The organism is Sphingomonas sp. S-NIH.Pt15_0812 (assembly GCF_003951315.1).
In the GTDB taxonomy this organism is placed as follows: domain Bacteria; phylum Pseudomonadota; class Alphaproteobacteria; order Sphingomonadales; family Sphingomonadaceae; genus Sphingomonas.
In genome coordinates this window covers 51,506-77,158 of sequence record NZ_QLJH01000013.1, presented here as the reverse complement: position 1 = coordinate 77,158, position 25,653 = coordinate 51,506, and the positions used below count along the sequence as shown (strand labels likewise).

At 70.3% G+C, this 25,653-nt stretch carries 22 protein-coding genes and 1 tRNA gene; 11 read left to right on the top strand and 12 right to left on the bottom strand.

Going from position 1 to position 25,653, the window contains the following annotated elements:
- The first annotated feature begins 94 nt into the window (after positions 1-94).
- The 6 genes from BRX43_RS10610 to BRX43_RS20845 all read left to right on the top strand — a co-directional run bounded on the left by BRX43_RS10610 (position 95) and on the right by BRX43_RS20845 (position 6,487).
- Positions 95-517, top strand: coding sequence for a glycine zipper 2TM domain-containing protein (locus BRX43_RS10610; protein WP_125994830.1), 423 nt, complete (start codon positions 95-97; stop codon positions 515-517).
- Positions 518-679: 162 nt separating this feature from the next.
- Positions 680-1,009 carry an iron transporter gene (locus BRX43_RS10605; RefSeq protein WP_125994829.1) on the top strand — a complete coding sequence of 110 codons (330 nt, stop codon included), beginning with the start codon at positions 680-682 and terminating at the stop codon, positions 1,007-1,009.
- On the top strand, positions 1,006-2,568 hold the full coding sequence (locus tag BRX43_RS10600) for a PepSY-associated TM helix domain-containing protein (protein WP_125994828.1): 1,563 nt from the start codon (positions 1,006-1,008) through the stop codon (positions 2,566-2,568). Before BRX43_RS10605 ends, BRX43_RS10600 begins: the two co-directional genes overlap by 4 nt.
- Positions 2,561-2,830 (top strand): hypothetical protein, encoded by a 270-nt coding sequence (locus BRX43_RS10595; RefSeq protein ID WP_125994827.1) that lies wholly within the window; start codon positions 2,561-2,563, stop codon positions 2,828-2,830. The genes BRX43_RS10600 and BRX43_RS10595 overlap by 8 nt, the downstream gene beginning before the upstream one ends.
- Before the next feature lie 158 nt (positions 2,831-2,988).
- Positions 2,989-4,500: an ATPase domain-containing protein gene (locus BRX43_RS10590; protein ID WP_125994826.1), complete on the top strand. Its 1,512-nt coding sequence runs from the start codon at positions 2,989-2,991 to the stop codon at positions 4,498-4,500.
- Positions 4,493-6,487, top strand: coding sequence for a hybrid sensor histidine kinase/response regulator (locus BRX43_RS20845; RefSeq protein ID WP_125994825.1), 1,995 nt, complete (start codon positions 4,493-4,495; stop codon positions 6,485-6,487). Before BRX43_RS10590 ends, BRX43_RS20845 begins: the two co-directional genes overlap by 8 nt.
- Positions 6,488-6,648: 161 nt before the next feature.
- On the opposite strand, the gene BRX43_RS10580 is transcribed toward BRX43_RS20845, so the two are convergent.
- The 8 genes from BRX43_RS10580 to BRX43_RS10545 all read right to left on the bottom strand — a co-directional run bounded on the left by BRX43_RS10580 (position 6,649) and on the right by BRX43_RS10545 (position 16,395).
- Positions 6,649-6,987 (bottom strand): tRNA-binding protein, encoded by a 339-nt coding sequence (locus BRX43_RS10580; RefSeq protein WP_125994824.1) that lies wholly within the window; start codon positions 6,985-6,987, stop codon positions 6,649-6,651.
- 3 nt (positions 6,988-6,990) lie between these two features.
- The gene (locus BRX43_RS10575; RefSeq protein WP_125994823.1) at positions 6,991-7,662 is read right to left on the bottom strand and encodes a glutathione S-transferase family protein; all 672 of its coding nucleotides are present in this window, start codon (positions 7,660-7,662) and stop codon (positions 6,991-6,993) included.
- 108 nt (positions 7,663-7,770) lie between these two features.
- A complete protein-coding gene (gene gltB / locus BRX43_RS10570; RefSeq protein ID WP_125994822.1) occupies positions 7,771-12,285 on the bottom strand; it encodes a glutamate synthase large subunit in 4,515 nt (1,504 codons plus the stop codon).
- A complete protein-coding gene (locus tag BRX43_RS10565; protein WP_125994821.1) occupies positions 12,282-12,764 on the bottom strand; it encodes a hypothetical protein in 483 nt (160 codons plus the stop codon). The genes gltB and BRX43_RS10565 overlap by 4 nt, the downstream gene beginning before the upstream one ends.
- Positions 12,761-13,057 carry a nucleotidyltransferase domain-containing protein gene (locus BRX43_RS10560; RefSeq protein ID WP_125994820.1) on the bottom strand — a complete coding sequence of 99 codons (297 nt, stop codon included), beginning with the start codon at positions 13,055-13,057 and terminating at the stop codon, positions 12,761-12,763. Before BRX43_RS10560 ends, BRX43_RS10565 begins: the two co-directional genes overlap by 4 nt.
- Positions 13,054-14,499, bottom strand: a complete 1,446-nt coding sequence (locus tag BRX43_RS10555; RefSeq protein ID WP_125994819.1) for an NAD(P)-dependent oxidoreductase — start codon at positions 14,497-14,499, stop codon at positions 13,054-13,056. Before BRX43_RS10555 ends, BRX43_RS10560 begins: the two co-directional genes overlap by 4 nt.
- 149 nt (positions 14,500-14,648) lie before the next feature.
- Positions 14,649-15,458, bottom strand: coding sequence for an undecaprenyl-diphosphate phosphatase (locus BRX43_RS10550; protein ID WP_125994818.1), 810 nt, complete (start codon positions 15,456-15,458; stop codon positions 14,649-14,651).
- Between the two features lies 1 nt (position 15,459).
- A complete protein-coding gene (locus tag BRX43_RS10545; protein WP_125994868.1) occupies positions 15,460-16,395 on the bottom strand; it encodes a complex I NDUFA9 subunit family protein in 936 nt (311 codons plus the stop codon).
- Positions 16,396-16,497: 102 nt separating this feature from the next.
- Between BRX43_RS10545 and BRX43_RS10540 the strand changes: the two genes are divergently transcribed.
- A tRNA-Leu gene (locus tag BRX43_RS10540) sits at positions 16,498-16,584 on the top strand.
- A 180-nt stretch (positions 16,585-16,764) separates the two neighbouring features.
- Here the strand turns inward: BRX43_RS10540 and BRX43_RS10535 are convergent.
- On the bottom strand, positions 16,765-17,349 hold the full coding sequence (locus BRX43_RS10535) for a hypothetical protein (protein WP_125994817.1): 585 nt from the start codon (positions 17,347-17,349) through the stop codon (positions 16,765-16,767).
- A 32-nt stretch (positions 17,350-17,381) separates the two neighbouring features.
- On the opposite strand from BRX43_RS10535, the gene glsA reads away from it, so the two are divergent.
- On the top strand, positions 17,382-18,353 hold the full coding sequence (glsA, locus tag BRX43_RS10530; RefSeq protein ID WP_241214901.1) for a glutaminase A: 972 nt from the start codon (positions 17,382-17,384) through the stop codon (positions 18,351-18,353).
- Here the strand turns inward: glsA and BRX43_RS10525 are convergent.
- Complete coding sequence (locus BRX43_RS10525; protein WP_125994815.1) at positions 18,350-19,597, bottom strand: DUF2254 domain-containing protein; 1,248 nt, start codon at positions 19,595-19,597, stop codon at positions 18,350-18,352. The two genes, glsA and BRX43_RS10525, sit on opposite strands and share 4 nt — an antisense overlap.
- Before the next feature lie 169 nt (positions 19,598-19,766).
- Here BRX43_RS10525 and BRX43_RS10520 point away from each other — a divergent pair, with 169 nt between their 5' ends.
- Positions 19,767-20,774 carry an alpha/beta hydrolase gene (locus BRX43_RS10520; RefSeq protein WP_125994814.1) on the top strand — a complete coding sequence of 336 codons (1,008 nt, stop codon included), beginning with the start codon at positions 19,767-19,769 and terminating at the stop codon, positions 20,772-20,774.
- 220 nt (positions 20,775-20,994) lie between these two features.
- Here the strand turns inward: BRX43_RS10520 and BRX43_RS10515 are convergent, their stop codons facing one another.
- Positions 20,995-21,702: an arylesterase gene (locus BRX43_RS10515; protein WP_241214900.1), complete on the bottom strand. Its 708-nt coding sequence runs from the start codon at positions 21,700-21,702 to the stop codon at positions 20,995-20,997.
- Between the two features lie 70 nt (positions 21,703-21,772).
- Between BRX43_RS10515 and BRX43_RS10510 the strand changes: the two genes are divergently transcribed.
- Together BRX43_RS10510 and BRX43_RS10505 are read left to right on the top strand one after the other, a co-directional pair.
- Positions 21,773-22,447 (top strand): ABC transporter ATP-binding protein, encoded by a 675-nt coding sequence (locus BRX43_RS10510; protein ID WP_125994812.1) that lies wholly within the window; start codon positions 21,773-21,775, stop codon positions 22,445-22,447.
- Positions 22,444-24,942 (top strand): FtsX-like permease family protein, encoded by a 2,499-nt coding sequence (locus BRX43_RS10505; protein ID WP_125994811.1) that lies wholly within the window; start codon positions 22,444-22,446, stop codon positions 24,940-24,942. Before BRX43_RS10510 ends, BRX43_RS10505 begins: the two co-directional genes overlap by 4 nt.
- Here the strand turns inward: BRX43_RS10505 and BRX43_RS10500 are convergent.
- A complete protein-coding gene (locus tag BRX43_RS10500; RefSeq protein WP_164523580.1) occupies positions 24,937-25,605 on the bottom strand; it encodes a GAF domain-containing protein in 669 nt (222 codons plus the stop codon). The genes BRX43_RS10505 and BRX43_RS10500 overlap by 6 nt on opposite strands.
- Positions 25,606-25,653: the final 48 nt, after the last annotated feature.

Below are 25,653 nucleotides of genomic sequence, written 5' to 3'. Positions count from 1 at the left end.
GGCCGCAAGGCTGAACGGAAGCTGCCAGCCCGGTTCAGCCTTGCCACAGTCGAATCGGCGTAATCGTTCGTCAACGCCCACAGGGAGACGATCGATGTTCAAGACTGTCACGCAAGTCCTCGCGGTTGCCGGTGTGGCGATCGCGGGTGTTTCCGCCACCCCCGCCATGGCGCAGGACTATTACGGCCGGGGCTATTACGACCGCGGCTATGATGCCCGTGGCTATGATCGCGGCTATGACGCCCGCGGATATGACCGGGGCTATGACGATCGCGGTTACCGCGATTATCGCGGCGACAGCTATCGTCGCGACTGGCGGCGGACCGGCTATGACCGTCGCTGCCGCAGCGGCGGCACGACCGGCGGCGTGCTGGGCGCGGTGGTCGGCGGCCTGCTCGGACGCGAGATCGGTCGCGGCGGCCGCTACAACGCCCCCAGCACCACCGGCCTGATCGTCGGCGCGGGTGTCGGCGCGCTGGCGGGCCGCGAGATCGAGCGCAGCCAAGGCTGCCGCTGAGCCCCTAGAACCGGTCCGTGCGCCCGACCGCGCGGATCGGTTCGAAGGCGATCGAGCGTTGCCGCGTGACGGCAGCTGCCGTCGAACGCCCATTTTATTATTGATAACGACTATCAATCGCCGCTAGGAGGAGCGGGCGAGAACGGCAAGGGGAACGACATCATGTTCATGGAGCGCGGCCATCCCGCCCCATCCCCGTCGCCCGCGCGCCGCCATGTCCGTCCGATCGTCTGGGCGATGGCCGCGCGATCGGTGACGGCGCTGGTCGGCGGCTATGCTGCCGCCGTCGTGCTCGCGACGCTCGCCGCCCGTCTGCTGCCGGTCGACCGGGTGGAGGCGACCGGCTGGGCGATGATCCTGTCCTTCCTGACCTATGGCGCGATCGGCCTGTGGTGCTTCCACGAGCCGCGACTGGCGCGGGTCGCCGGGTTCGTCTGGGGCGTGGCGCTGCTGGGCGGCGCAGCGCTGTGGTGGCTGGGCGTCCGGCCATGAGCGTGTCGCTGCGTCAGAGCATGGCCTGGATCCATGGCTGGCTCGGCCTGCTGGCCGGCTGGCTGCTGTTCGCCATGTTCCTGACCGGCACCGCCAGCTATTTCCGGCCCGAGATCACGCGCTGGATGCAGCCCGAGTCGCGCGTCCAGGCCGTCTCCACCGAACGCGCCGCCGCCACCGCCATCGCCTATCTGCAGCGGACCGGCGCCGACGACCTGCAATGGTATGTCTTCCTGCCCGATGCGCGCCGGCCGACGACCGAAATCTTCCCGGTCCCCAAGCCCGACGCCGCCAAGGCCGCGTCCCGCCCCGACGAGATCGAACTCGATCCCGCCACCGGCCAGCCGGTGACCGCGCGCGAGACCAGGGGCGGCGAGCAATTCTACCGCTTCCACTTCCAGCTCCAATTGCCGCATCCCTGGGGACGCTGGCTGGCGGGGCTGTGCGCGATGTTCATGCTGGCCGCGATCCTGTCGGGCGTCATCACCCACAAGCGGATCTTCGCCGACTTCTTCACGCTGCGCTGGAACAAGGGGCAGCGCAGCTGGCTGGACGCGCACAATGTCTCGGCGGTGCTGGCGCTGCCCTATCATGCGATGATCACCTATACCGGGCTGATCACGCTGGTGACGATGTACATGCCCTGGCCGATCCTGGCCAATTACAAGCAGCCCGCCGAATTCGCGCAGATCGCCTTCAGCCAGCCCGCCGACCGGCCGGCGACCGGCAAGCGCGTCGGCCTGACGCCGATCGTGCCGCTGATCGCCGATGCCGGCCACCGGCTGGGCGCGCCGGTGTCGCGGATCATCGTCCACCATCCCAATGATCAGGCCGCGACCATCACCCTGGCGCAGGGCACCGGCACCACCATCAACGCGCGCGGCCCCTCCGTCACCTATGACGGCGCCACCGGGCGGTGGCTGGAGCAATCCGGCACCGGCAGCACCGCGCTCGCCACCGCGGGGGTCATGCTGGGGCTGCACCTGGCGCAATATGCCGGACCGGCGCTGCGCTGGGCCTATTTCGCCATGGGCCTGACCGGCGTGGCGATGGTCGGCACCGGCCTGCTGCTCTGGACCGCCAAGCGGCGGCGGCCGGGGGCCGCGCCCTTTTTCGGGCTGCGGCTGGTCGAGCGGCTGAACATCGCGGTGATCGTCGGCCTGCCCGTCGGCATGGCCTCCTATCTGCTCGCCAACCGGCTGATCCCGGCGATGCAGCCCGGCCGCGCCGATGCGGAAGTGGCGACGATGTTCTGGGCCTGGGGCCTGGTCGCGCTCGTGCAGCTCGTCCGCCCCGCGCGTCGGGCCTGGCGCGAGGGGTTCGCGCTCGCCGCCCTCGTCTTCGCCGCCATTCCGCTGGCCGACGCGCTGACCACGACGCGCGGCCTGCCGGGCTCGCTGCTGAGCGGCGACACGCTGTTCGCCGCGTTCGACCTGGCGATGCTGGCGATCGCCGCCCTGTTCGCCTTCGCCGCCTGGCGCACCGGCCGCGTGCCCGCCCCCAGACGACGCCGCGCCGCCCCGAGCGCGCCCAGCCGTTCGGAGACCATCCATGCTTGAAACCGTGCTGACCTGCCTGATCGGCTGGCTGCTGCTCGCCGCCAGCTCGTTCCGCATCCGCCGCGATCTGGGCCTGACCAAGGGCGATGCGCGCTGGCTGCGCGTGGCGGGCGTCATGGTGCTGACCGCCGGCCTGTGGCGCTGCGGCGCGCCGATCACGGGCGAGCGCTGGGTCCGCTTCCTGGGCGCGGCCGGGATCGCCGGGGTGGCGACGGTGCTGATCCTGTCCGCCGCGCCCCTGCCCCGGCTGCGCCGACGGTGACCCGATCTGGTCCATTGTCGACCCTGATCCGGCGCCTCTTCCCGCATCGATGCTAGGCTTCGTCAGCAAGTCGCTGTAAAGCTTATAACGGCCATCGGTATACGACCCCAAGCCCGGTGTCGAAACAAGACGGTTCCACGCGGGGAAGGAAGACGTCGATGCCACCGGTACAGGACCGCCCGCCGCCCCTCGCCGCCCTGGGCGTCGCCGGGCTGGATCAGGTGTTGCAGGGCGGCGTGACGCGCCAGCGCCTCTATCTGATCGAGGGCACGCCCGGCACCGGCAAGACGACATTGGGCCTGGGGTTTCTGCTGGCCGGCGCGGCGGCGGGCGAGACCGGCCTCTACATCACGCTTGCCGAGACCGAGGAGGAACTGCGCGCGGTCGGCGTCAGCCATGGCTGGTCGCTGGACGCGCTCACCCTGTTCGAGATGATCCCGGCCGAGGGACTGGACGAAGCGGAGGAGCAGACGCTGCTCTACCCCAGCGAGGTCGAGCTGGGCGAGACGGTGCGCGCGATCATGGCCAAGGTCGATGCCGTCCGCCCCGCCCGGCTGGTGATCGACAGCCTGTCCGAGCTGCGGCTGCTGGCGCAAAGCCCGATCCGCTATCGCCGCCAGATCCTGGCGCTGAAGCATTTCTTCTCCACCCGCCAGTGCACCGTGCTGATGCTCGACGACAAGAGCGGCACGACCGGCGACCTGCAACTGCACAGCATCGCGCACGGCGTCATCGCGCTGGAACAGACGCTGTCCGGCTTCGGCGCGGCGCGGCGACGGCTTCACATCGTGAAGATGCGGGGGCAGCGCTATAGCGGCGGCTATCATGATTTCGAGATCGAGCGCGGTGGCCTGGCGGTCTTTCCGCGGCTGGTCGCGGGCAGCATGGAAACCGCCTTCGATACCGCGCCCGTATCGACCGGGTCGGCGGCGTTCGACGCGTTGCTCGGCGGCGGTCTGACGCCCGGCACCGCGACCCTGTTGTCCGGCCCGGCCGGCGTCGGCAAGACCACCACCGCGACCGGCGCGCTGGTCGCGGCGCTCCGCCGGGGCGAGCGGACGGCCTATTTCCTGTTCGACGAACGGATGCCGACGCTGCTCCAGCGCTCCGCCGCGCTCGGCATGGACCTGCGCCCCTATATCGAAACCGGGCAGTTGCTGCTCCGCGCGATCGACCCGGCGGAACTGTCGCCCGGCGCGTTCGCCGCCGTCGTGCGCCATGCGATCGAGGCGGAGGGCGCGCGCGTCGTCGTGATCGACAGCCTCAACGCCTATCTGCAATCCATGCCCAACGAGCAGTATCTGATGCTCCAGATGCACGAGCTGCTCACCTATCTGGCGCTGAACGGCGTGGTGACGCTGCTGATCCTGGGGATGCACGGCGTGCTGGGCGAGAAGGGGTCGGACATCGACATCAGCTATCTCGCCGACAATGCGGTGCAGTTCCGCTTCTTCGAGGCGTTCGGCGCGGTGCGCCAGGCGATCTCGGTCATCAAGACGCGGACCGCCGCGCATGAGCGCACCATCCGCGAATTCCGCATCACCGATCAGGGGCTGGAATTCGGCGAGCCGCTCTCCGCCTTCCATGGCGTCCTGACCGGCATCCCCACCTTCTCGGGCGAGGCGACGACCCTGCTGTCGGACGCGCACGGGACGTCGCCCGGTGGATGATCCGGTCCTGATCCTGGCGCCGCACGGCCGCGACGCCGCGGTCGCCGCCAATCTGCTGACCCATCACGGCATCCGGGCGCAGGTGGTGCCGGACCTCGCATCGCTGGTCGCCGCCCTGGGCGCCGATGCGCGGGACGGCGCGAGCGCGGTGCTGCTGACCGAGGAGGCGCTGGCCGGGCTGGACGACAGCCCGCTTGCCGCGACGCTGACCGCGCAACCCGGCTGGTCCGACCTGCCCTTCATCCTGCTCGCCAATGGCGGTCGCGCGCCCCGCTCGGCGGAGGCGGCGCGACGGGTGGAGGCGCTGGGCAATGTCGTGCTGCTCGAACGGCCGCTCCATGCGGAGGCGATCCTGGGCGCGGTCCGCTCCGCGCTCAAGGCGCGCGGCCGCCAATACGAGCTGCGCGCCGCCACCCGGACGATGGAGCGCGCCGTCGCCGACCGGACACGCGAGCTGGAGACGGCGAGCGCCAGTCTGGCCTTCGCGCTCGACGCCGCCGACATGGGCAGCTGGGACATGGACCTGGCCACCGGCCTGATCGAGCGCAGCCCGCGCCATGACGAGATCTTCGGCTACACCGAGCCGCTGCCGCTCTGGTCGTTCGAGACGACGCTGCGCCATGTCGACCCCCGCCAGCGCGCCAGCGTGGCGCAGGCGTTCGAGGATGCGCGGATCAGCGGCCATCTCGACGTCGAGATGGCGATCACCGGTGCGGACGGCACCGCGCGCTGGATCACCAAGAAGGGGCGCATCCGCCACGATACCGCCGGCCGCCCGATCCGGATGACCGGCGTCGTCACCGACATCACCGCGCGCAAGGAGGCGGACGCGCAGCTCGCCCAGGCGCAGAAGATGGATGCGATCGGCCAGCTGACCGGCGGCGTCGCGCACGACTTCAACAATTTGCTGACCCCGATCGTCGGCAGCCTCGACATGGTCCGTCGCCGCCATCGCGAGGACGAGCGGACGCAGCGGATGATCGGCAACGCGCTCCAGGCGGCGGAGCGGGCGGCGACGCTGACCCAGCGGCTGCTCGCCTTTGCGCGCCGCCAGGCGTTGCAGCCGCGCGCCGTCGATGTCGGCGCGCTGATCGACGGCATCGTCGACCTGATCCGCCGCTCGCTGGGCCCGACGATCCGCGTCGTGCTGGAGGTGCCGCGCCACCTGCCGCCCGCCTCGGTCGATCCCAACCAGCTCGAACTGGCGCTGCTCAACCTCGCGATCAACGCGCGCGACGCGATGCCCTCGGGCGGGCAGCTGACCATCACCGCCGCCGCCGCGACGGCGGGCGAGCGCAACCTGCTCGGCCTGACGCCCGGCGATTATGTCCGGCTGCTCGCCACCGATACCGGCACCGGCATGGACAAGGCGACGCTGGCGCGCGCGGCCGAACCCTTCTTCTCCACCAAGGGGGTCGGCAAGGGCACGGGCCTGGGCCTGTCGATGATCCACGGGCTGGCGGCGCAATCGGGCGGCACGCTGCGACTGGACAGCACGGTCGGCGTCGGCACGACGGTGGAGCTGTGGCTGCCCATCTCGCACCAGCCGGCCGAGCGGGCGGCGGAACGGTCCGGCGACCCGACCGCCGCGCGCCAGGCGGCGCGCATCCTGCTGGTGGACGACGAGGAGATCGTGCGGAGCGCCACCGCCGACATGCTGCGCGACATCGGCTATGACGTGGTCGAGGCGCGATCGGCCAGTCAGGCGCTGGCGATGCTGCGCGGCGGCGCGGAGGTCGACCTGCTGGTCACCGACTATCTGATGCCGGGCATGACCGGCGCGGCGCTGATCACCGAATGCCGCACCGGCGGACCGGCGCTGCCCGCGCTGCTGATCACCGGCTATGCGGCGGCGGGCGAGGATGTGCCGGCCGACGTGCCGCGCCTCGCCAAGCCGTTCCGCCAGGTCGATCTCGCCGCGCGCGTCGACGACCTGCTCACCGCCGCGCCCATGCCGGGGGGCGGACGGCTGCGGCTGGTGCGGTGAGGACGGAAGACGGTTCCACGCAGGGGGCATGTACGCCCGCCCCGTTTCCGTTCCCACCGGCCGGGGCCCGCTCGGGGTACGTCACCCGAACCGTTGCGTGACGCGCCCCCAGCCGCCGGCGGGGGAACAGGACCAGGGCGCGGCATCTTTCGAAGCCCCCCTCAGAACAGCTTTCCCCCGTCCGGCACCCGCTGGTCGGGCGCGACCAGCACCACCGCGCCTTCCGCATCGGGAAAGCCCAGGCATAGCACCTCGGACATCATCGGCCCGATCTGGCGCGGGGGGAAGTTGACCACCGCCGCCACCTGCCGCCCGACCAGCGTCTCGGGCGCGTAATGCGTGGTGACCTGCGCGGAGGACCGCTTGCGGCCGATCTCCGGCCCGAAGTCGATCACCAGCCGGATCGCGGGCTTGCGCGCCTCCGGAAAGGGTTCGGCGGCGACGATCGTGCCGACGCGGACATCCACCTTCAGGAAATCCTCCAGCGCGATCGTCGTCATCGTTCAGAAGTCCAGATTGTCATAATGGGCGGGCGGCGCAACCAGCTCCATCCGCTCGGCGAGCAGCGGGCGGAAGGAGGGCCGGCTCTTCAGCCCCTGATACCAGCGCGCCGTCTGGTCATGCCCCTTCCAGTCGATGCCGCCCAGATAATCGGCGATCGAGATCTGCGACGCCGCCGCCAGATCGGCGAGGCTCAGCGTCGCGCCGCCCAGCCATTGCCGATGGTCGAGCAGATAGTCGGTATAGTCGAGATGGCTGACCGCCGCCTTCATCGCCTCGCGCAGCGCCTTGCCGTCGGGCGCGACGCGGTGGGCCAGCCGTTTGACCATGCGTTCGTGGAGCAACGGCCCGGTGACGTCGTGGAAGAAATGCGTGTCGAACCACGTCACCAGCCGGCGGATTTCGGCGCGGTTGGCGGCGGTGCCATGGATCATCGCGGCCTTTTCGACCGTCTCCTCCAGATATTCGCAGATCGCCATCGAATCGATCAGCAGGATGCCGCGCGTGGCATCGACCATCACCGGCGTCTGCCCGGCCGGGTTCATGTCGAGGAATTCGTCGCGCCGCAGCCAGGGCGATTCGCGCACCAGCTCGTAGCCGACGCCCTTCTCGCCGAGCAGCAGCCGGACTTTTCGGGAAAACGGACATAACGGAAACTGGAGAAGCTGCCACATACCGCCCTGTTACGCGGGCAAAGACGGCACTGTCACCCCCGGCATGGCCCTCGGGCGACGATAAAAAGCGGGGCCGGCGACCAGGTCACCAGCCCCCCTTCCCTTCGCTTATTCGGCCGCCTGCAACGCCTGGCTGTCGTCCAGCGGATGCGCGAGGCGGGTCAGCATCTCCTTGGGCACCACCTGCCAGAACTGCCCGGCGACCCGGTCCCAATCCTCCAGCAGCCCGCGCGACCACTTGCTGTCGGTCGCGGCGGCATGCGCCTCGATCCGGTCGCGCAGCACCTGCTCCCAATGCGCCGAGGACAGGCGCTGCCAGACGATGCTTTCCGGATTGGCGCGCCGCTCGAACAGGCCGTCCGCGTCATAGACGAAGGCCATGCCGCCGGTCATGCCCGCGCCGAAGTTCGCGCCGACCTGGCCCAGCACCACCGCCACGCCGCCGGTCATATATTCGCAGCCATTGGCGCCGCAGCCCTCGACCACCACGGTCGCGCCGGAGTTGCGCACCGCGAAGCGCTCGCCCGCCTGGCCCGCCGCATAGAGCGTGCCCGAGGTCGCGCCATAGAGCACGGTGTTGCCGGCGATCGTATTCTCCTGGCTGGCGAGCGGCGAGGACACCGCCGGGCGCAGGATGATCGTGCCGCCGGACAGGCCCTTGCCGACATAGTCGTTGGCGTCGCCGAACACCTCCAGCGTCACGCCCTTGCACAGGAACGCGCCCAGCGACTGGCCGGCGCTGCCGCGCAGGCGGATGGTGACGTGACCGTCGGCCAGCTTGCTCATCCCGAATGTCCGGGTGATCTCGCTCGACAGGCGGGTGCCGACCGCGCGATGCGTGTTGCGCACCGAATAGGTCAGCTGCATCTTCTCGCCGCGCGAGAAGACCGCCGCCGCGTCCTTGATGATCTGCGCGTCCAGGCTGTCCGGCACGTCGTTGCGGAAGGTCGCCAGGCTGAACCGGCGCTCGGCGTCGGTCGCATCGACCTTGGCCAGGATCGGGTTGAGGTCGAGATCGTCGAGATGCTCGGCGCCGCGGCTGACCTGGCGGAGCAGCTCGGTGCGGCCGATCACCTCGTCCAGGCTCTTGCAGCCCAGCCGGGCCAGGATGTCGCGCACCTCCTCGGCGATGAAGGTCATCAGGTTGATGACCTTCTCCGGCGTGCCGGTGAACTTGGCGCGCAGCTTCTCGTCCTGCACGCAGACGCCGACCGGGCAGGTGTTCGAATGGCACTGGCGCACCATGATGCAGCCCATCGCGACCAGCGACAGCGTGCCGATGCCGAACTCCTCCGCGCCCAGGATCGCGGCGATGACGATGTCGCGCCCGGTCTTGAGCCCGCCGTCCGCGCGCAGGCGGATGCGCCCGCGCAGGCCGTTCAGCGTCAGCGTCTGGTTCACTTCCGACAGGCCCATTTCCCAAGGCGTGCCGGCATATTTGATCGAGGTCTGGGGCGAGGCGCCGGTGCCGCCGACATGGCCGGACACCAGGATGACATCGGCATGGGCCTTGGCCACGCCCGCCGCGACCGTGCCGATGCCGGCCGAGCTGACCAGCTTGACGCAGACGCGCGCACGCGGGTTGATCTGCTTGCAGTCGTAGATGAGCTGCGCCAGATCCTCGATCGAATAGATGTCGTGGTGCGGCGGCGGCGAGATCAGCGTCACGCCCGGAGTCGCGTGGCGCAACTTCGCGATGAACTCGGTCACCTTGAAGCCGGGCAGCTGCCCGCCCTCGCCGGGCTTGGCGCCCTGCGCGACCTTGATCTCGATCTCCTCGCAGGCGTTCAGATATTCGGCGGTGACGCCGAACCGGCCGCTGGCGATCTGCTTGACGCCCGAATTGGCGTTGTCGCCATTGTCATAGGGCTGGAAGCGGATCACGTCCTCGCCGCCCTCGCCCGACACCGCCTTGGCGCCGATGCGGTTCATCGCGATCGCCAGCGTCTCGTGCGCCTCGGGGCTGAGCGCGCCCAGCGACATGCCCGGCGTCACGAACCGCTTGCGGATCTCGGTGATCGCCTCGACCTGGTCGACGGGCACGCCCTCGGCCGGGAAGTTGAACTGGAGCAGGTCGCGCAGATAGACCGGCGGCAGGTCCGACACGCCGCGCGAGAATTGCAGATAGCTGGAATAGCTGTCCGTCGCCACCGCCGTCTGGAGCAGGTGCATCAGCTGCGCCGAATAGGCATGGGTCTCGCCGCCGTTGCGCTGGCGATAGAAGCCGCCGATCGGCAGCGTCGCCACGCCCTGGTCCCAGGCCATGTCGTGCCGCATCATCGCGCTCAGGTGCAGCGAGGCATAACCTTCGCCCGAGATCTTGGCGGGCATGCCGGGGAACAGGTCGTTGACCAGCGCACGGCTGAGCCCGACCGCCTCGAAATTATAGCCGCCGCGATAGGAGGAGATGACGGCGATGCCCATCTTCGAGATGATCTTGAGCAGCCCCTCCTCCACCGCGACGCGGTGGCGGCGCAGGCATTCGTCGAGCGCCAGCTCGCCGAACAGGCCGCGCGCGTGGCGGTCGGCGATCGCGGCTTCGGCCAGATAGGCGTTCACCGTGGTCGCGCCGACGCCGATCAGCACCGCATAATAATGGGTGTCGAGGCATTCGGCCGAGCGGACGTTGATCGAGGCGTAGGAGCGCAGGCCCCGGCGCACCAGATGCGTGTGCACCGCCGCCGCCGCCAGCACGCCGGCGATGGCGACGCGGCCCTCGCCCACGGCTTCGTCGGTCAGGAACAGCTCGCTGCGCCCCTCGCGCACCGCCTGTTCGGCCTGGTTGCGGATGCGCTGGATCGCGGCGCGCAGCCGGTCCGGCCCGCCCTCCGCCTCGAAGGTGCAGTCGATCTCCGCCGCCGACCGGCCGAAATGGTTCTTCAACCGCTGCCAGTCCGCGCCGGTCAGCACCGGCGAGTCGAGCACCAGCACCCGCTCGCGCTGGTCGCGCACGTCCAGGATGTTGGCGAGGTTGCCGAACCGCGTCTTGAGCGACATCACGTGCCGCTCACGCAGGGGGTCGATCGGCGGGTTCGTCACCTGGCTGAAATTCTGGCGGAAGAACTGGCTGATCAGGCGCGGCTTGTCGGAGATGACGGCGAGCGGCGTGTCGTCGCCCATCGACCCGATCGCCTCCTTGCCGCTTTCGACCATCGGCGCGAGGATCAGCTCCATATCCTCCAGCGTCTGCCCGGCGGCGACCTGGCGGCGCGCCAGTTCGGCGCGCGGATAGCGGACCGTCGCATCGTCGTCGACCTCGCCCAGGTCCGTCATCGTCAGGAACTCGCCGGTCATGGCGGCATAATCCTGCTCGCCCGCGATCCGGTCCTTGACCGCGCGGTCCTCCAGCACGACGCCTTCCTGCAGGTCGACGGCGATCATCTGGCCCGGCCCCAGCCGGCCCTTGGCGATGATGGTCGATTCGGGCACGATCACCATGCCGCTTTCCGACCCGACGATCAGCAGCCCGTCGGCGGTCCTGGTGTAGCGCAAGGGACGCAGCGCGTTGCGGTCCATGCCCGCGACCGCCCAGCGGCCATCGGTCATCGCCAGCGCCGCCGGCCCGTCCCACGGCTCCATCACCGACGCGAGATAGCGATACATGGCGGCATGATTGTCGGGCACGTCGCCGCTGCGCTCGTCCAGCGCCTCGGGCACCAGCATCAGCTTGGCGGTCGGCGCGTCGCGGCCGGAGCGGCAGATCGCCTCGAACACCGCGTCGAGCGCGGCGGTGTCGGACGCGCCGGCCGGGATCACCGGCTTGATATCTTCCGAATTGTCGCCGAACGCGATCGACGCCATCCGGATCTCGTGGCTGAGCATCCAGTTCTTGTTGCCGCGGATCGTGTTGACCTCGCCATTATGGGCCAGGCACCGGAACGGCTGCGCCAGCCACCATTGCGGGAAGGTGTTGGTCGAATAGCGCTGGTGGAAGATCGCGACCCGGCTCTCGAAGCGGGGATCGGTCAGGTCGGGATAGAAGACCGACAGGCTCTCCGCCAGGAACAGGCCCTTGTAGACGATCGAGCGCGCCGACAGCGAACAGACGTAGAAGCCCTGGATCTGCGCCGCGATCACCCGCTTCTCGATGCGGCGGCGGACCAGATAGAGATTCTTCTCGAACTCGGCGGCATCCTGTTCCTCGGGGAGCGGCCCGGCGATCATGATCTGCTCGATCTCGGGCCGCGTCGCCTGCGCCTTCAGGCCGATGACCGACACGTCGACCGGCACCTGCCGCCAGCCATAGATGGTGTAGCCCGCCTCGATGATCGCGCTCTCGACGATCGTGCGGCACGTCTCCTGCGCGCCCAGGTCGGTGCGCGGCAGGAAGACCATGCCGACCGCCAGATGGTTCGGCCGCACCTTGTGGCCCGACGCGGCGATGGCGTCGTCGAAGAAGCGGTGCGGCAGGTCGATATGGATGCCGGCGCCGTCGCCGGTCTTGCCATCGGCATCGACCGCGCCGCGGTGCCAGACCGCCTTCAGCGCGTCGATCGCGGATTGGACGACGCGGCGCGACGGCCTGCCGTCGGTCGCCGCGACCAGGCCGACGCCGCATGCGTCGCCCTCGAAATCCGGGCGGTACATGCCATGTTCGGCGAGATAGGTGCGCTGGTCGGTCATCGGATAAGCCCTTCCTGGCGAAGATGTGAGACAATGCGGCGAGTCGCCGCGATCAGATCGGGAAGATCGGTCCAGGCCCGATTGGCCCGCTGGGCCTGGGCGACGGGATCGACCGGATAGTCGTGAACGAGGATGTTGCGGGTGACGCCGAGGGCGATCCAGCGATCCGCGCTGTCGATGCCGCCCAAGGCTTCCACCCGCCGGAACTGGTTCTGCGCCGACAGGCCGGCGATGGTTTCGCCCGACAGGAACAGCAAGCCCCGGACCAGCTTGCGCGCGGTCAGGTCGTAGGTCTGTTCGTACATCCGCAACAGCGCGTGGAGCCGTTCGCGCGGATCATCGTCCCAGTCCTGCAACACGTCCGGCGCGACCGGCAACACGGTCGACAGCCGCCCGATCAGCCGTTCCAGATGGTCGGTCACCGCGATCGCGGCACGCGCCGCCTCGGCGGTCGCCTCCCGCACATCCTCCGGGGTCACAACACGATCCCCTCACGATGCGCGGCACGGTCGATCCAGCGGTCGATCCGACCACGCGGCGCGACCACCACATCCAGCTGCTCCTCGTCGAGCGCCTTCCACAGCAGCGCGCGGAAATGCACCTCATGGTCCAGATCGGCATGGTCGGGCGCGGCTTCGACATGCAGGTCGATGTCGCCGCCCCGCGCCAGATCGTCGGTGCGGCTGCCGAACAGCCGCACCACGGCATCGTCGCCGAACGCTTCGGCGGCAGCGGACTTGATCGCTGCGACCGTGTCCGGCGACAACCTCACGCCGCCACCCGTTCGGCGCGCGCCTTCGCCTTCAGCCACTGGTGCATCGACGCCGCGACGTCACGGCCGTCGCGGATCGCCCAGACCACCAGCGACGCGCCGCGCACGATGTCGCCGGCCGCGAAGACGCCGTCGAGCGAGGTCATCAGCGTCTTGCCGTCGACCAGCACCGTGCCCCAGCGGCTGACGCCCAGTTCGGGCGCGCCCCACAGGGTCGGCAGATCCTCCGCGTCGAAGCCCAGCGCCTTGATGACCAGATCGGCGTCCAGCGCCAGCTCGCCGCCCGGATCGACCTCGGGCGCGCGGCGGCCGCTGGCGTCGGGGGCGCCCAGCCGCATCCGGCTGGCGCGGACGCTGCGCACCGCGCCGCCCTCGCCCTCGAAGCCCAGCGGCGCGGACAGCCAGACGAACTCCGCCCCCTCCTCCTCGGCATTGGCGACCTCGCGCTGGCTGCCGGGCATGTTGGCGCGGTCGCGGCGGTAGAGGCACTTGACCGACCGGGCCCCCTGGCGGATCGCGGTGCGGACGCAGTCCATCGCGGTGTCGCCACCGCCGATCACGATCACGTCCTTGCCCGACGCATCCAGCGCGCCGCTGTCGAACGCGGGCACCGCGTCGCCGAACCCCTTGCGGTTGGAGGCGGTGAGGAAGTCGAGCGCCGCGATCACGCCCGAGGCGTCGTTGCCCGCGACCTCGACCTGGCGCGCCTTGTAGACGCCGGTCGCGATCAGCACGCCGTCATGGCGGCCGCGCAGCTCCTCCAGCGTCGCATCCTCGCCGACCGAGAATCCCTCGTGGAAGACGATGCCGGCCTCCTTCAACCGGTCGACGCGGCGCATCACCACCGGCTTCTCCAGCTTGAAGCCGGGGATGCCATAGGTCAGCAGCCCGCCGGCGCGGTCGTGCCGGTCATAGACATGCACCTCATAGCCATGGCCGCGCAGCAGTTCCGCCGCGGTCAGCCCGGCCGGGCCGGCGCCGATCACCGCCACCGACTGCCCGCGCGCCGGGCCGACCGCGACCGGCTCCACCCAGCCCTCGGCCCAGGCGGTGTCGGTGATGAACTTCTCGACCGAGCCGATCGTCACCGCGCCATGGCCGGAGAATTCGATCACGCAATTGCCCTCGCACAGCCGGTCCTGCGGGCAGATGCGGCCGCAGATCTCGGGCATGGTCGAGGTGGCGTTGGACAGCTCATAGGCTTCGCGCAGCCGCCCCTCAGCGGTCAGGCGCAGCCAGTCGGGGATATGGTTGTGCAGCGGGCAATGCACCGAGCAATAGGGCACGCCGCATTGCGAGCAGCGCCCGGCCTGATCCTCGGCGGCGGGCGGCGCATAGCGTTCGGCGATCTCGCGAAAATCGTGCGCGCGCTGTTCGGCTTCGCGCTTGGCGGGATAGTGCTGCTCACGCACCACGAATTTCAGCATCGGATTGTCAGCCACGTCGCGACCCCGTTCGAAAATGTCTCGAACGGGGCCTACAACGTAGCTTCATTTAAACAAGACAGCATTACTGTCGTAATAGATGTTTGATGCCGAAGGTACGGGCAATCGAGTGATTTCCGCGCCGGTTTTTAGGTCCGGATCAAACCTTATCGCAGCGCGATGGCCAGCAGGGTCAATCCTCCTGCCGCGATTCGGTACCAGGCAAAGGGGGCGAATCCCCGCCGACTGATGACGCCGACGAACCAGCGGATCACCGCGATCGCCACCAGGAACGACACGACGAAGCCGACCGCGATGCTGGTCAGGTGCGCGCTGCCCAGTTCGTGCCGCGCCTTCCACAGGGCGAGCGCCGTCGCCCCGGCCATGGTCGGGATGGCGAGGAAGAAGCTGAACTCCGCCGCCGTCTCGCGATCGACGCGCATGGTCAGCGCGCCCATGATCGTCGCGCCCGAACGGCTGACGCCCGGGATCATCGCCACGCACTGGATCACGCCGATGCCCAGCGCCGTCTTCCAGCTCAGCCCCTCGACGCTCGACTTGGCGGCGGGCGGCACGGTGCGTTCGATGAACAGGATGGCGAGGCCGCCCAGGATCAGCGCGATGGCGATCACCACCACCGCCACCGACTGGTCCTGGATCAGCGCGCGGATCGCCGAATAGGCGACCGCCCCGACCAGCATCGACGGGATGAAGCCCAGCAGCACGTTGCGCGTGAAGCGGATCGCCCCCGCGTCGCGCGCGAGCAGGCCGACGCCCACCTTCATGAAGCGCTGCCAGTAGACGACGACGACCGCGAGGATCGCGCCGAGCTGGATGACGATATCGAAGGTCGGATCGCCCTCCGGCAGTCCCAGGAAATAGCCGCCCAGCACCAGATGGCCGGTGGACGAGACGGGCAGGAACTCCGTCACCCCCTCGATGATGCCGAGGAGGACGGCGATCAGCAGATCATGCATTTCAGGCGGCCTGCTCGCGCGAGCGACGGCCGAACCGGCCCTGCTTGCGGAAGCGGACCAGCCATTCCGGCGCGACCGCCGCCATCGGCGTCGCCGTCACGCCCAGCGCCGACAAGCCTTCCACGCCCTGGCCGACGACATTGTCGCGGCCCAGCATCTGCCACTGGTCGGTGGTGATCGGCGTGCCCGGCAGCTTGGCGAGCAGCGCGCCCAGCGAATCGGGCAGGTCGAGGAAGTGCGGCGACCGGTCGATCTCGTTGGCGATCCAGCGCAGCAGCGCCTTCATGCTCAGCACGTCGGGGCCGCCCAGTTCATAGATGTGGCCGCCGAACCGGCCCGGCTCCTGCACCGCCGCCAGCACCGCAGCGCCGACATCGCCCGCGAAGACCGGCTGGAAGCGGGTGCCGCCGCGCAGCACCGGCACGACCGGCGCCTTCTCGATCATCCCGGCGAATCGGTTCACGAACGCGTCCTCGCGCCCGAACACGATCGAGGGGCGCAGGATGGTGGCGTTGGGGAACGCCTCGCGCACCGCCGCCTCGCCCTGGCCCTTGGACCGGCCATAGGCGGAGGCCGCATTCGCATCGGCCCCGATCGCGGAAACATGGACCAGCGCCTCGACGCCCGCGCGGGCGGCCGATTCGGCGACGGCGCGCGCGCCGTCGACATGGGCGCGCTGGAAATCGCCGCTGAGCACGCCGACCAGGTTCACCACCGCGTCGGCCCCCTGCACCGCGCGCAGGATCGTGTCGGGGCGGCCGACATCGGCGGCCACCAACTGCATCTGGCCGATCGCGGCCAGGGGTTTGAGATGCCAGGCCTGGCGGGGGTCGCGTTGCGCCACGCGAATGCGCGCGCCTGCGTGCAACAGGGCCTGGGCGGCGTAGCGGCCGACAAAGCCTCCGCCGCCGATCAGCGTCACCAGCTTGTTCTTCATGAGCATGTCGTCCGTTGTCGGATGGGATAAAATGCCTTTGCCCAGCGAAAGGGTTGTTGACAAGGCCGAGTCCCCGCCCCTAAAGGCGCCTCACTACCCCGTGCCCAGATGGCGGAATTGGTAGACGCACCAGCTTCAGGTGCTGGCGATCGCAAGGTCGTGGAGGTTCGAGTCCTCTTCTGGGCACCACTATCGGTCAAAGTCGGGCAAATGCCCACTTTGACCGCCAGTCTTGCGACACGGCCGCTCTCCCTCACATCGTTGGAACATTTTGGCGGATGCGCTCGTGCATTGTCGCAGCATGTCTTGCCGGTCGCCGACATCATGACGCGGTCCATCGTCATCAAACGATGGTGGCCCGATCGCGCCTCAAGCCAGCCGGCCGAATCGCATCCGTTCGGTCAGATCGAGGATGACGATTCCGCCCCACGGTGACGCGTTGCCCAGCACGCCCTCGGTCCGCATCGGCCAGTCGGCGAAGGATTCGGGCGCATCCGGATTGGTGAAGACCGTGATCGGCCCCAACGCCCCCTCCCCCAGCATCACCGGCGCGGCGTCGGCGGTCGCGCGGCCGGTCAGCCGTTTCCACACCGCCAAGTCGACATGCAGCGGTATCTCGCTGGAGCCGGTGTCGAACACGATCGTGTCGCTGGCGAAGCCGCCGCTGCGGATCGGCACGAAGAATTTTCCCCCGCGCAGCATCGCGCGAACATAGGTGGCTCTGGCCAGCACGGGCGGCAGGTCGGCTTCGTCGAACAGGCAAAAGCGGCGGTTCGGATAGTCGATCACCGCGATCCGGCCGAAAAGCGCCGGCAGGCCGAGCGTGCCACGCAGATCGGCGTCCGCCGCCATGTCGGCATTCCCATAGACCAGCGGCCGGTCGAGGCCTGCGCGAGCAAAGGCGGAGCGGCGGACGCGAGGGCCAGAGCCATGGGCAGGACGCGCATGGCGCATCCTGGAGCGGTTTCCGATCGCGCCAAGTGGGTATGACGCGTTGCGAATCCACCGGATTGTCGGACCCGCGCCCGGCACCGCTCGTTCGGTCGGGCATGGACCTGCAACAGACGCTCGACGCCATCGCCGCCGAGATCACCCGCGACGCCGCCGCCATCGAGGCCGCCGCCGACGCCAAGGACGACAGCCTGACGCCCGGCCCGTTCGGCATCGCCGTCGCCACCGCCGACCGGGTGGTGACGGCGGGCGCGGCGGATACGCCCTTCCCGATCCAGAGCATCTCCAAGGTGCTGGCGCTGGACCTGGCGCTGCGGTCGCGCGGCGACCGGGTGTTCGAACGCGTCGGTCGCGAGCCGTCGGGCGACCCGTTCAACTCGCTGATCGACCTGGAACGCACCAGCGGCCTGCCGCGCAATCCCTTCATCAATGCCGGTGCGCTGGTCGTGGTCGACATGCTGGTGACGGACCATGGCCGCTGCGATTCGGTCGTCGATCTGGTGGCCGACACGCTGGGGGCCGACGACGTGCCGCTCGATGACGCGGTGCTGACCGAGGGCGGCGACCTCAACCGCGCGATGCTGAGCTTCATGCGGCATCATGGCAATCTGGAGGCCGAGAACGACCGGGTGATGGAGGCCTATGCCCGGCAATGCGCGATCCGCGTCGATTGCGCGGGTCTGGCACGCACCGGGCTGTTCCTGACCCGCACCCGCATCGCCCCCGACGATGCCGCCGAGGCGGAGCGGGCGCGGCGGATGCGGACGGTGCTGGCGCTGATGATGACGTGCGGCCATTATGACGGTTCGGGCGATTTCGCGGTCCGGGTCGGCCTGCCCTCGAAGAGCGGGGTCGGCGGCGGCATCCTGGCGATCGCGCCGGAGCGGGCGGCGATCGCGGTCTGGTCGCCCAATCTCGACCAGCATGGCAATTCGATCCTGGGCGTGCGCGCGCTGGAGATGCTGGCGGCGCGGACCGGCTGGTCGGTGTTCGGCCCGTCGCTCTAGGCCGGCCACCACCGGGCATAGGCCTGCCGGAAGGTCGCCAGGTCCATCGGGTCGGTGAGCGTGTCGGCCACCCGCGCGGCATGGCGGCAGGCCCAATGCGTGACCGCGGCCTGAGCGCCCGGCAGATTGGCATGGAGCGCCGCCAGCGTGCCGGTCAGCCGCACCGCCACCTCCACCTCCTGCCCGCCCTCGCGCAGGATCGGCCCGAAGGCATCGGTGAGCATGTCGTCCATCGCCGGCCGGCCGATATGCACGGCACACCCAACCTCGGCGTCATGGTGCGCGCCGCCAGCCTCCGGCCGCAGCATCAGGAAGACGCGGAGCAGGGCGTTGAGCACCTCGATCCCCGTCCCCGGATCGTTGGTCGCCGGGGCCAGCGCGCGACTGGCGATCTCGGACAGGGCGATCAGGCCCAGCCGGGGGTCCTGGTCGAAGCTGCGATGCCGTTCGATGCTGAAGGTCGCGATCAGCGCCGCCGCCCGCTGGTCGTCGACCATGCCCTCGACCCGGAGGAGCGGCCGGGCCGGATGCACCATCGTCCCCGGCAGCACGACGACATGGACGGTCAGGCCGTGGCGCTCCGCCAGATGGCCGAGCGCCGCCATGTCGATATGGGTGACATAGCCGGTGCGCGTGCCGGTGACGGCGACGGCATGGGCCGGCACCGGCACCGCCGGCCTGCCGCCCTGATGCGGCCGGGCGGCATGGTCGCGCATCGCCCGCGTCGCCGCATCCTCCACCCGGTCGATCACGTCCGCCATCCGGCCGAAGGCGGTGATATGGCCGATCCAGCGCAGCAAAGTCGCGACCACCAGCAGGATGATCAGCACCGTCGCCGCGAACAGGATGATGCGTCCGTCATGGCCATAGGCGCTGGTGTTCAGCCCGACGATGCCGACCATCGCGAACACGAACGCGCCGAGAAAGGTCGACAGCGCGTTCTGCGAGGTCGGGTCGCTGATCATCAGCTGAGTCGCGCGCGGGGTGGCGAGCTGGGTGGCGGAGGAATAGGCGCTGACCATCGCGGTCAGCGAAAAGGTGGTCACCGCCAACATGCTGGACGCCATGATCTGCAGGATGGTGCCGACCGATCGCTGCCCGATCTCCGCGTCGAAGCGATAGGGGAGATAGGGCGTGATCGCCCCGGCCAGGATGGCCAGCATCACGCTGAGCAGGCTGATCAGCCCGGCGCGAAACCAGATGCGACGGACGATCCGACGCAGGATCCAGCTCCATTGCGGCATCCAACCTGTCCCCTTTACCGATGTGGAGGGGACAACCCCCACCCCCGCCCCTGGTTGCCGCGCGGCTTGCGCCGACCGGTGCCGCAACGCCGCTGGATCATTGAACCCCAGGGCCGCCCGGTCGGTTGTGCGGAGAATGCAAGACGGACGACACGCAGCCCCGAAGACGATGACCACCGACGATCTGGAGATCGCCTATGCGGATCACGGCGATCCCGGCGCGCCGGTCGTGCTGCTGCTACATGGCTGGCCCGACGATGCCTCGACCTGGGACGAGGTAGTGCCGGCACTGACGGCGGCGGGGCTGCGCGCCATCGTGCCGAGCCTGCGCGGCTTCGGCGCGACTCGGTTCCGCAACCGCACCGCGCCGCGCACCGGCGACAGCGCGATCCTGGCGCTGGACGCGATCGCGCTGCTCGACCGGCTCGGCATCGGGCGATTCATGGTCGCGGGCCATGACTGGGGATCGAACATCGCCGAGGCACTGGCGGTCGGCTGGCCCGAGCGGGTGCAGCGCATGGCGATGCTCAGCACGCCGCCGCGCCTGGGCGGCATGGCGACACCGTCCTTCGAACAGGCGCAGCGGCAATGGTATCACTGGTTCATGGCGACCGCGCGCGGCGCACGGGCGGTGCGCGACGACCCCAAGGGGTTCGCGCATATCCACTGGACCAACTGGTCGCCGCCCGGCTGGTTCGACGAAGCGCTGTTCGAGCGGGTGTCGCGCGCCTTCGACAATCCGGACTGGGTGGCGGTGACGCTGCACAGCTATCGTGCGCGCTGGGACGAGGCCGATCCCGACCCGCGCGGCCGCTGGCTGGCGGATGCGGTGAAGGCGACCGCGACGCTGGCGCTGCCGACGCTCTATATCCAGGGCGACCGCGACGGGGTGAATCCGCCCTCCGCATCGGAGGATGTCCGGGCGAAGTTCCGTGGCCCATTCGCCAAGGTGCATCTGGCGGGCGTCGGCCATTTCCCGCAGCGCGAGGACCCGGCCGCGGTCGCAAGGCATCTGGTGCGGCTGTTCACCGGCGATCCCGCCACCCTGTCGCCGCTGCCATCGCCCGTGGCCCTTGTCGAGCCGGCCATGCCATCACGGCCCGCAGTGCTGGCGACCACCGCCCTGGTCGCCGCCGCCGCGATCGGCGTCGCGGTCTATCGTGACAGGCGCAACTGAACCGGACCCGCCCGGCCCTGAACCCTCAGGGCCGGCGGGGACGGGCGAAATTGCTCAGGAGCACGCCGGACAGCAACAGCACCGCCGCGCCGACTTCATACCACATGGCGCCCAGCGCATCGAACATGTCGATTGATCCTCGTGCGGCCTCGTGCCGCACCGCAGCATACACGGGCTTGGTTACCAAACAATGGCGGTCCCGCAGCCGGGCCGATTTGGCTCACCGATCGTCGCGCGGCAGCTCCGCGAGCCGGCGTTCGACCAGGGGCGCGAGCCGGTCGGCGATCCGCTCCACCCCTTGCGCATTGGGGTGGACGCCGTCCGGCAGCATCAGCGCCCGGTTGCCGATCACCCCCTGGAGGATGAAGGGATCGAGCGGCGCGTCGTGCCGGCGGGCGAGATCGGGGAAGATCGCGTTGAACCGCCCGGCGAAATCCGGCCCCAGATTGGGCGGTGCGAGCATCCCCGTCAGCACCACCGGGATATGGCGGCGATCGAGTTCGGCCAGCATCGCCTCCAGATTGGCGCGCGTCTCCGCCGGAGATACCTGGCGCAGCACGTCGTTGCCGCCCAGGCCGAGCAGCACCAGATCGGGCCGGCGATCCAGCCGGTCGAGCGTATAGGCCAGCCGCCGCCGCCCGCCGGCCGTGGTGTCGCCCGACACGCCGGCATTGACGATGGTCGCATCGACCCCCGCCCCGCGCAGTCGCGTCTGGAGCGCATCGGGCAGGCTCTGTCCGCGCGCCAGGCCATAGCCGGCATAGAGGCTGTCGCCGAACGCCAGCACCAGCCGCTTCGGCCCGCTGACCGGGACCGTCCCGGCGGGAGTCGTAGCGGGCATCGGTGACGTGGCGGCGGTGGCCGTGTTCGCCTGGACCGCCGGATCGCCCTGACCATTTTGACCATTGCACGCCGCCAGCAGCGCCATGGCTTGGATCGGGACGACCGCCCGCCCATAATGCCGGTATGATTTTGTCATTCTTGCCTTTGGCGTCCTGATGTCGGCTCCGGATATGGTGATCCGCGCCCGCGATGTAAGGCTGGTGCTGGGCGGTGCGGAGCCGGTCGAGATCCTGCGCGGCATCGACCTGGAGGTGCGCGCGGGCGAGAGCGTCGCGCTGCTCGGCGCGTCGGGATCGGGCAAGTCGTCGCTGATGGCGGTGCTGTCGGGGCTGGAGCGCGCGACCGGCGGGCAGGTGCTGGTGAACGGGCAGGATTTCGGCACGCTGGACGAGGACCGGCTGGCGGTGGCGCGGCGGGGCCGGATCGGCATCGTCCTGCAAGCCTTCCACCTGCTCCCGACGATGACCGCGCACGAGAATGTCGCGGTGCCGATGGAGCTGGCGGGCCTTCCCGACGCGCAGGCGCGCGCCGAGGCGGAACTGGCGGCGGTCGGCCTGGCGCACCGGCTGGACCATTATCCGTCGCAACTGTCCGGCGGCGAGCAGCAGCGCGTGGCGATCGCCCGCGCCCTGGCCCCCGCCCCCAGCATCGTCTTCGCCGACGAGCCGACCGGCAATCTGGACGGCGCGACCGGACGGCGGATCATCGACCTGCTGTTCGAGCGCCAGCGGGCAAGCGGCGCCAGCCTGGTCATCATCACCCATGATCCGGCGCTGGGCCAGCGCTGCGACCGGACGCTGGAAATGGTCGACGGGCGGCTGGTGGCATGAGCACATGGCCGCTGGCCTGGCGGCTGGCCCGTCGCGAATTGTCGGCGCGGTTCCGGGGGTTGCGGCTGCTGCTGGTCTGCCTGGTGCTGGGCGTCGGCGCGCTGGCGGCGATCGGCAGCCTCTCCGCCGCCATCGCCGACGAACTGGGTGCGCGCGGGCGCGAGCTGCTGGGCGGCGATGTCGAACTCTCGGTCTCGCAGCGCACCGCCGACCCGGCGGAACGCGCGGCGATGCGGGCGATGGGCACGGTGTCGGAGACGATCCGGATGCAGTCGATGGCGATCGCCGCCGCCGATCGCACCGCACCCGTCCAGTTGAAGGCGGTGGACACCGCCTATCTGCTCTATGGCCGGCTGACGCTGGCGGACGGGCGGAGCGTGCGCGCACCCGGCCCCGACACGGCCTGGATCGCTCCCGCGCTGGCCGACCGGCTGCGGATCGGGCGCGGCGCGACGCTGCGGCTGGGCAGCGCGTCGTTCCGCGTCGGCGGCGTGCTGGCCGAGGAGCCGGACCGGCTGAGCGAGGGCTTCACGCTCGGCCCGGTGGTGATGGTGTCGCGCGCCGGGCTGGACCGCACCGGACTGGTGCAGCCGGGGAGCCTCTACGACACGCGCTACCGGGTCGCGCTCGCCGACCGCGACCCCGCCGCCACGCTCCGCGCGTTCGAGCGCCGCTTCCCCGCCGCCGGCTGGGAGACGCGCACCCGCGACCGCGCCTCGCCGGGGGCCAGCCGCTTCGTGATGCGGATGGGCGAGTTCCTGACCCTGGTCGGGCTGGCGGCGCTGGTGATCGCGGGGATCGGCGTCGGCAACGGCGTCTCCTCCTATCTGGACCAGCGCCGCCAGAGCATCGCCATGCTCAAGGTGCTGGGCGCGACCAGCAGCCTGGTGACGCGCATCTACCTGCTCCAGATCCTGGCGGTGTCGGTCGTCGGCATTGCGATGGGCTTGGTGATCGGCTGGCTGGCGGTGCCGCTGATCGGGCATCTGGCCGGCGCGGTGCTGCCGGTCGCGCCGGGCTGGGCGGTGCAGCCGCTGCCGCTGGCGCTGGCCGCCGCCTATGGCCTGCTGATCGCGCTGGCCTTTTGCGCGCCCGCCCTGGTCGCGGCGGGCCGGGTGCCGGCCGCGACCTTGCTGCGCGGCGTGACGGGCGCGGGTCGGGCGATCCCGCGCCGAGCCGCCGGCTGGATGGCGCTGGCCGGAGCGGCGATCGTCGCGCTGGCCCTGTGGACCAGCGAGCGGCCGGGCTTCGCCGCCGGCTTCCTGGGTGCGGCGGCGGGCACGCTGCTGCTGCTGACCGGCATCGGCTGGGCGATCCGGGCGCTGGCCGCCCGGCTGCCGCGCCCACGCCAGCCCCTGGTGCGGTTGGCGCTGGGCGGGCTGCACCGGCCGGGGGCGCGCACCGTCGCGCTGGTCGTGGCGCTCGGCCTGGGGCTGACCCTGTTCGTGCTGCTGGCGACCATCCGCACCAGTCTGGACGGGAATATCCGCCGCACCATCCCCGATCGCGCCCCCGCCCTGTTCGCGCTCGACGTGCCGCCCGAGCAGGAGGCGCTGTTCCGCGCCACCATCCGCCATGCCGCGCCGGACGCGACCATCGCCACCGTGCCGCTGATGCGCGGCACCATCACCGGCTATGGCCGGACGCGCGTCGCCGATCTGAAGACGATTCCCGAGGCCGCCTGGGCGCTGCGCGGCGAGCGCGGGCTGACCTTCGCCGCCGCCCTGCCGCCCGGCAGCGCGCTGACCGCCGGCCGCTGGTGGAATGCGGCGGAGGGGCGGCGGCCGCTGGTGTCGGTCGACGAACGCCTGGCCAAGGCGCTGGACCTGCATATCGGCGATCCCCTGACCATCTCGGTGCTGGGGCTGGAGCGCACCGCCAGGATCGCCTCGTTCCGGCGGATCGCCTGGGATACGCTGGGCTTCAACTTCGTGCTGGTCTTCTCGCCCGGCGCGCTGGCCGATGTGCCGCACAATCTGGCCGCGACGATCGACATGCCCCGCGCCCGCGTGCCCGCCGTCACCGCCGCGCTGCTGCCGCGATTCCCCTCCACCTCGGTGATCGAGGTCGGCGGCGTGCTGGCCCAGGTGCAGACCGTGGTGCGCCAGATGGCGACCGCGATCGCCGCCGCCGCCGGGGTGGCGGTGCTGGCCGGCATCGCGGTGCTGGTCGGCGCGATCGCGGCGGCGCGGGCCAGCCGCACCTATGATGCGACGATCCTGAAGGTGCTGGGCGCGACGCGCGGTCAGGTGCTGGCGGTGCAGGCGGCCGAATATGCGATGCTCGCCGCGATCATGAGCCTGGTCGCGCTGGCGCTGGGCACGGCCGGCGGCTGGTATGTGGTGACCCGGCTGTTCGACTTCGCCTGGCTGCCCGACTGGCCCACGGTCGCGGCGACGCTGGCGATCGGGGCGGGGGCGACGGTGGCGATCGGCCTGGCCGGCAGCCTGCCGGTGCTGCGCGCCCGGCCGGCGGCGGCGTTGCGGGCGCTATAGCAGCGCGCGACGCGTCTCGACCGTGACGATCGCCTGTTCCAGATGGGCGAGCGCCGCCGACGCCTCCACCCGGTCGAGCGCCGCCGAGGCGCGCGCCATCAGGCTCAGCGCCTGGTCCAGCCAGACGCGCTCGTCCACCGTCGCCGGGTCGGCGGGCAGCGTCGCATCGCGGTGCATGTCGCGCGCCAGTTCGAAGGCGGCGACGGTGCGGCGCGCCAGCCGCTCCAGCAGGTCGCGCTCCTCCGGATCCAGTCCCTCGCGCCGCTCGGTATCGATGACGCACAGCGTGCCGAGCCGCGCGCCGTTCTTCATCGTCAGCGGCACGCCGGCATAGAAGCGGATGCCCCCCTCGCGCGCGACGGCGGGGAAATGGGCGAAGCGGGCGTCGGCGCTGGCATCCGGCACCTCGAACAGCGCATCGCTGCGGATCGCGTGCGCGCAGATCGACTGGTCGATCGGGTCCTCGCGATGGTCGACCCCCTGCGCCGCCTTGAACCATTGCCGCCGGTCGTCGATCAGCGTGATCAGCGCGATCGGGGTGTCCGCCCCGGACGCCGCCTGGCGGACGATGGCATCGAACATGGGTTCGCGCGGCGTGTCGAGGAGCCGGTAATCCTCCAGCGTCGCCAGCCGCTCGGCTTCGATCTTCCAGTCCGCTTCCATATTGGCTCGCCCCCAATCGGTCGGTCTTAGCCCCGAATGCGGCGAAAC

What these genes read in the sequence shown, in the direction of transcription:
- BRX43_RS10590 (WP_125994826.1), top strand. Translation starts at nt 2,989, where the DNA reads ATGCCACCGGTACAGGACCGCCCGCCGCCCCTCGCCGCCCTGGGCGTC.
- BRX43_RS10505 (WP_125994811.1), top strand. Translation starts at nt 22,444, where the DNA reads ATGAGCACATGGCCGCTGGCCTGGCGGCTGGCCCGTCGCGAATTGTCG.
- glsA (WP_241214901.1), top strand. Translation starts at nt 17,382, where the DNA reads ATGACGCGTTGCGAATCCACCGGATTGTCGGACCCGCGCCCGGCACCG.
- BRX43_RS10580 (WP_125994824.1), bottom strand. Translation starts at nt 6,987, where the DNA reads ATGACGACGATCGCGCTGGAGGATTTCCTGAAGGTGGATGTCCGCGTC.
- BRX43_RS10510 (WP_125994812.1), top strand. Translation starts at nt 21,773, where the DNA reads ATGTCGGCTCCGGATATGGTGATCCGCGCCCGCGATGTAAGGCTGGTG.
- BRX43_RS10545 (WP_125994868.1), bottom strand. Translation starts at nt 16,395, where the DNA reads ATGAAGAACAAGCTGGTGACGCTGATCGGCGGCGGAGGCTTTGTCGGC.
- BRX43_RS10515 (WP_241214900.1), bottom strand. Translation starts at nt 21,702, where the DNA reads ATGGCGCTGCTGGCGGCGTGCAATGGTCAAAATGGTCAGGGCGATCCG.
- BRX43_RS10525 (WP_125994815.1), bottom strand. Translation starts at nt 19,597, where the DNA reads ATGCCGCAATGGAGCTGGATCCTGCGTCGGATCGTCCGTCGCATCTGG.
- BRX43_RS10575 (WP_125994823.1), bottom strand. Translation starts at nt 7,662, where the DNA reads ATGTGGCAGCTTCTCCAGTTTCCGTTATGTCCGTTTTCCCGAAAAGTC.
- BRX43_RS10500 (WP_164523580.1), bottom strand. Translation starts at nt 25,605, where the DNA reads ATGGAAGCGGACTGGAAGATCGAAGCCGAGCGGCTGGCGACGCTGGAG.
- BRX43_RS10605 (WP_125994829.1), top strand. Translation starts at nt 680, where the DNA reads ATGTTCATGGAGCGCGGCCATCCCGCCCCATCCCCGTCGCCCGCGCGC.
- BRX43_RS10595 (WP_125994827.1), top strand. Translation starts at nt 2,561, where the DNA reads ATGCTTGAAACCGTGCTGACCTGCCTGATCGGCTGGCTGCTGCTCGCC.
- BRX43_RS10520 (WP_125994814.1), top strand. Translation starts at nt 19,767, where the DNA reads ATGACCACCGACGATCTGGAGATCGCCTATGCGGATCACGGCGATCCC.
- BRX43_RS10535 (WP_125994817.1), bottom strand. Translation starts at nt 17,349, where the DNA reads ATGCGCCATGCGCGTCCTGCCCATGGCTCTGGCCCTCGCGTCCGCCGC.
- gltB (WP_125994822.1), bottom strand. Translation starts at nt 12,285, where the DNA reads ATGACCGACCAGCGCACCTATCTCGCCGAACATGGCATGTACCGCCCG.
- BRX43_RS10600 (WP_125994828.1), top strand. Translation starts at nt 1,006, where the DNA reads ATGAGCGTGTCGCTGCGTCAGAGCATGGCCTGGATCCATGGCTGGCTC.
- BRX43_RS10610 (WP_125994830.1), top strand. Translation starts at nt 95, where the DNA reads ATGTTCAAGACTGTCACGCAAGTCCTCGCGGTTGCCGGTGTGGCGATC.
- BRX43_RS10550 (WP_125994818.1), bottom strand. Translation starts at nt 15,458, where the DNA reads ATGCATGATCTGCTGATCGCCGTCCTCCTCGGCATCATCGAGGGGGTG.